Source organism: Synechococcus sp. B60.1 (genome assembly GCF_047462555.1).
Lineage (GTDB): Bacteria > Cyanobacteriota > Cyanobacteriia > Thermostichales > Thermostichaceae > Thermostichus.
Genome location: NZ_JANSJN010000111.1, coordinates 5752 through 8982, shown reverse-complemented (window position 1 = coordinate 8982; position 3231 = coordinate 5752). Strand labels below are relative to the sequence as shown.

Here is a 3231-nt window from a genome sequence, read left to right as displayed (position 1 = left end):
CAACAGCAGTTTGGAAGACTGCGGTTTTACCATTAAACTACGCCCGCACAGGCATCTGCCTCTGCCAAGTACCTATACTAGCATTTGCCGCTAGCCTCTTTCTAAGACCACCTCTGCTCAAAGCAGAGAGACGAGATGTTTCTCATCGACGCTGGAGCTGCTTCTTACGTTTCTTCTGCCACTGGCGAAACTCTCTCTCGTAGCGTTCCCCCTCCGTCTGGTAGGCGTTCCAGCCTTTGAGGGAAACTGTCAAGCCCCAGCCCATGAGTATAAACAGCGACCAAGATAGCCCCCCGCCGGAAAGCCAGTCCAGGCCCAGCAGAAAGCTGTTGACAATTGCGTATCGGCCCAGCAACTGGTAAAACTGCCGACGGCGGTAGCGCTGGAACTCGCGATGCTGGTTGTTCAGCTCTTGCCAAGCCTTCCATTCCTGCTCGGCCAAGTCCAGCTCTTGGGGTGAGATCCCCAGTTCGGCGGCCATCTCCTGCAACTGGGCGCGGGTAAACTCGCCCAGGCGCGGCTGGCGGGCAATGGCCCGCTGGAGGATCTGCTGCACGTCTTCTTGGCTGTACCGGGATCCCGACATTGAGTCTACACGCAACTTTACAATTCTTAGTCCAAGTTAGCCAGATCTTGCAGCTCGTTAAGTTCGCCTTGCTGCAGAAGCCAACCGCTAGACTAAACCTAGGCCAGCCCGCCAGGCGCTTTCTCCACGGCTAAGTTACTCCTTGCCAACCGAACTTGCCAATAGGGCTATGACTTCTACCCGCCCTAGATCCCGCCAGAGCCGTCAGAGTCGGACTTCCCTATTGAGCGATCTGCTACAGGCCGTGCCCCATCTGCGCCCGCAGCTTTATTTCAAGTCTTCTCTGGTTGCCCTTAGCCATGCCATCGAGGATCAGGTGTTGCAAGGTCAGGGATCCCCGTGGGTGTTCGCCAATTTTCAAAAGGAGCGCTACTACCGCCAGGAGGCGCGGCGCTACCGTCGCATCAGCGCGGTTGCCCAAGATGTGTTTGTGCTGGCTACCCCCGATGGGGCTCAGGCTGACCTGCCCCCTAACTTTATCCCCCTGGATCCGGAGGATCCACTGGCTCAGGAGTGGCATTTGATCGTTATCGACGCCCACTATGCCACCTGCTTGGTGTGTCGGGAGCGGCCCTGGCAAGGCAGCGATATCGATGCGGCGCGGCAGTTCGACGGCATCTGGTCATTTGAGCGCCTGATCGCCGCCCAGGCGGCTTTGGCTCTGTTGCCGAAGATCCTCGCTTACCGTCCGGATCTGGCTCCTCGCTTGGAGCCGGTTCGCCAGTACCTGGAGGGATCCCCGCAGAATTCCGCCAGCCAACTGAACCCAGGGCCCTTTACAGAGCGGCTGATCACCTATCTTCAGGCAGGCCAATACAAGCTGCAGCGGGCCTATCGCACCATTCAGGCTCAAGAGCGCAAGGAACGCTTGATCAACCGCATCAGCAGCGCCATTCGCCAGTCTTTGCATCCCGGCGATATCCTGACCATTGCGGTGCAGGAATTGGGGCAAGCGGCAGGAGTGGGGCGCTGTTTGATCTACCGCTACGATGGCCAGGTTCCTGCTGTCCAGATCGAGCACGAGTATCACACTCTAACGATGGGCAGCCTCAAGGGATCCCTCTGGCCCGTGCAAAGTAACCCTTTTCTGCAGGAGGCAATGGCCTCAGCACGCCTGGTGTGTTGCGAGGACAGCCAGAAGGATCCGCGTCTGCATTGCCTGCCGGAGCTGTGGCAGCCGGCCCAAATTCGCGCTTGGGTAGCTCTGCCGATTCTCTATCAGGGGCGGTTGCTGGGCCTCTTGGAGCTGCACCACGAACACCCTCGCCGCTGGCAGCCGGCCACTCTGGAGTTGGCAGAAGCCATTGCCAATCAAGTGGGGGTGGCCCTTTTACAGGCAGAAGCCTACCAGCACCTGGAAGAGCTGAATCGCCAATTGCAGGATCTGGATCGGGCCAAGTCGGAGCTGATCGCTGTGATCGGGCACGAGCTGCGCACCCCTTTGTCCACCATTCAAGTGTGTCTGGAGTCGTTGGCCGGCGATCCTCATATGCCCTTGGAGATGCGCCAGGAGATGTTGAATGCGGCTCTGCAAGATGCCGGTCGGCTGCGGGAGTTGGTGCAGGATTTTCTCACCCTCTCCAAGCTGGAAAGTGGTCGCGTTCGCTGGCATATCGAGCCGTTGTCTGCCCAAGAATGCGTGGAGCTGGCCCTGAGCAACGTCAAAGCGCGACGGCGGCACGAGGAGTTACCCACCATCGAGCAGGCGCTGCCCAGACGGCTGCCGATGGTCAAGGCGGATGGGGAATGGCTGGTGGAGGTCTTGCGCAAGCTGTTGGACAATGCCTGCAAGTTTACTCCTCCCAGCGGGCGGATCTGGATCCGGGCAGAGGTGGAGCCATCAGCCGGCGAACCTGGAGAAGCGATGGTGAGATTTACTGTGGCCGACAGTGGACGCGGCATTGAACCGGAGCGCTTACAGGTCATTTTCGAGCGGTTTTACCAGGCAGAGGGATCCCTGCGCCGTTCCGTGGGGGGGACGGGCTTGGGGCTGGCCATCTGCCGGCTGATCATCGAGGCGATGGGGGGGCGCATCTGGGCCGAATCGGGAGGGATCAACCAGGGCAGTGCCTTCCACTTCACCCTGCCGATAGCCAACCCACAAACCCAGAGGCAGCCCTCGATGGCCGCCTGAACCCTAAGAAGTGAAGGTCTGCTGCGCTAACCTGGGATCCCAGCCGGCAAATGCAAATTGCCAATATCCAACAAATCAGGCTGCCGCAAAGCTCTGGCCTAGATCCGTAGCTCCCCTCTCCCAGAGGGAGAGGGGCTGGGGGTGAGGGGTTACTTCCTTTGGGAGAGGGGCTGGGGGTGTTCGCGTTAGCGGCGCGGAGCGCTTGGGATGGCACGCCCTATTGGGAACATAGACTCAGGCAGCGCTCCCGAATCGCCTGGAGGTTAAAGGCCAAGTCCCGGCGGAGGCGCCGTTCCACCAGGCCGACCGGCATGCGACGCGGCGGCTTCACCTGCAGGTGGTAGGTGAGCAAAGTTTGATGGTTCAGCCACTCGGCCAGCTCCCAAAACCCCTCGAAAAGGAGAAAATCCCCTTCCACCTCCTGGAAGCGAAGCTGGTGGGGAAAGATTTCCTCAATGGCCAGCACCACTGCCGCCGAAAAGCGGGCAAATAAAACCTTTTGGGATCCCAC

3 protein-coding genes are annotated in these 3231 nt (G+C 59.6%); 1 reads left to right on the top strand and 2 read right to left on the bottom strand.

Going from position 1 to position 3231, the window contains the following annotated elements:
• Positions 1 to 142: 142 nt before the first annotated feature.
• Positions 143 to 601 carry a 2TM domain-containing protein gene (locus NW863_RS11270; RefSeq protein WP_414366426.1) on the bottom strand — a complete coding sequence of 153 codons (459 nt, stop codon included), beginning with the start codon at positions 599 to 601 and terminating at the stop codon, positions 143 to 145.
• A gap of 154 nt (positions 602 to 755) precedes the next feature.
• Between NW863_RS11270 and NW863_RS11265 the strand changes: the two genes are divergently transcribed.
• Positions 756 to 2720 (top strand): DICT sensory domain-containing protein, encoded by a 1965-nt coding sequence (locus NW863_RS11265; protein WP_414366425.1) that lies wholly within the window; start codon positions 756 to 758, stop codon positions 2718 to 2720.
• Positions 2721 to 2937: 217 nt separating this feature from the next.
• Here NW863_RS11265 and NW863_RS11260 read toward each other — a convergent pair.
• The coding region (locus tag NW863_RS11260; protein ID WP_414366423.1) for an SRPBCC family protein at positions 2938 to 3231 on the bottom strand (294 nt) is incomplete at its 5' end.

Coding starts and splice junctions, on each gene's coding strand:
- NW863_RS11265 (WP_414366425.1), top strand. CDS start 756: ATGACTTCTACCCGCCCTAGATCCCGCCAGAGCCGTCAGAGTCGGACT.